Raw genomic sequence first — 1737 nt, forward strand, 5'->3', positions numbered from 1 at the left:
TTTGTCATTTTAGTTGCTTTGTTTGTATATTGTATGCAATATAAAATACTGCGTTTAATTGAAAAAGTAAACTATGAATAATAACCAACAATTACAATCAGCAGCACAGCAGGGAACCGATAAAAATAAACAAACTTGGCGTAGCTTTGGGTTAGGTTTCTACTTGGCTAATACCATGGAAATTTTTGAGCGTTTAGCTTGGTATGGCTTTTTTGCAGTATCGTCGGTATATATGACCACACCCATTGAGCAAGGGGGGGTCGGATTTAGTGATGCAGAGCGAGGCGCCGTACAGGGGATAATTCCGTTTTTTTTATACTTATTACCTGTGATCACTGGGGCTTTTGCCGATCGCTATGGCTATAAAAAAATGTTTACATGCTCATTTGTTGTGATGGCGCCAAGCTATTACTTCTTAGGTCAAGTGACTGATTTTAATTCGTTCTTTATGATTTTAATGTTAGTCGCTTTTGGTGCATCCTGCTTTAAACCTGTGGTAGTAGGCACTATTAGTCAAAATACTAACGACAGTAACCGAGGATTAGGCTTTGGTATTTTTTACACTATGGTTAATTTGGGAGGCTTCATTGGCCCGTTAGTGGCTGGGTATTTAAGGACTATTAGTTGGGATGCGGTATTTATTATGTCGGCATCTTGGATTGTTATTAATTTTATTCCATTGCTTTTTTACAGTGAGTCAAGCAGTAAACTACGTAGCAGCATAGGTGCGGCAGCGGTTTTACAGCAAGCTCAACATGTTTTGGGTAACAGCCGTTTCGCATTATTACTGTTTACCAGTGTAATTATTTTAATGACGGGGGGAGTTAGCTGGTTAACGTACACTCAAGCTTTTTCACTAATTACGATTTGGTTAGCTGCGAACTGGTTATGGGATAAGTGCGTAAGCGTGCAAAAAGCGTCTAAATGGTATCTACAACCGGTGAGGGTTAGCAATCGTAGTTTTGCACTATATTTAGCAATATTAACGGGGTTTTGGACGGTATATAACCAACTTTTTTATACTCTACCTCTGTTTATACGTGACTATATTGATACTCAAGATTTAGTTGTACTCTTGAGTTACTTTGGTCAATCAGCAGTGGATTTTTTTGCTTATGTTGATATTCAAGCTTTAAGTAACAAACTGCAAACACTGGCTGCTACTCATAGTGTAACACCAGTCAAAGAGGTAAATTTAGAGGCTGTGCGTCTAGAGTTAGTCCACTTAAAAGTTAATGTTCCTGTTGCTGAAATAGCGCTATTTTTTAAACAAGCCAGTGCTTCTAGCTTTTCGGCTGAGCAAAGTATGCAATTGGCGCAGCAGTGGCTTAAATACCGACAGGTAAACCCTGAATACCTGATTAATTTAGATTTTGCAGCTATTGTTCTGTTACAAATAATAGTAAGTGTTAAATGCCAGCATTTTAAAGTTATATCTGTCCTAATAAGCGGTTTAATTGTCACTGCAGGTGCTTTTTTAGTGTTGTTATTAATGAGCGCGGGGGTATTACTAAGCCAATTGGGCGGTTTAGTAGTGGTAACGGTTATATTATTAATTGCTTTTGGTGAAATGCTCACTTCTCCAAAAAGCCAAGAGTATGTAGCGAGCATAGCTCCAACAGGCAGTGCTGCTATGTTTATGGGTTATTACTTTGTATCTATGGCATTAGGCTTTTTATTTGCTGGATTTTTGTCTGGGTGGAGTTATGGTTACTTAGTCAAAGAGATAAAATCCCC

General features: G+C 38.2%; 1 protein-coding gene. It reads left to right on the forward strand.

Going from position 1 to position 1737, the window contains the following annotated elements:
• Positions 1 to 73: 73 nt before the first annotated feature.
• Positions 74 to 1737: MFS transporter (locus CWB80_RS18600; RefSeq protein WP_138686290.1), on the forward strand; the 1664-nt coding region annotated here is incomplete at its 3' end.

This window comes from Pseudoalteromonas sp. S1650 (genome assembly GCF_005887195.1).
GTDB lineage: Bacteria > Pseudomonadota > Gammaproteobacteria > Enterobacterales > Alteromonadaceae > Pseudoalteromonas > Pseudoalteromonas simplex.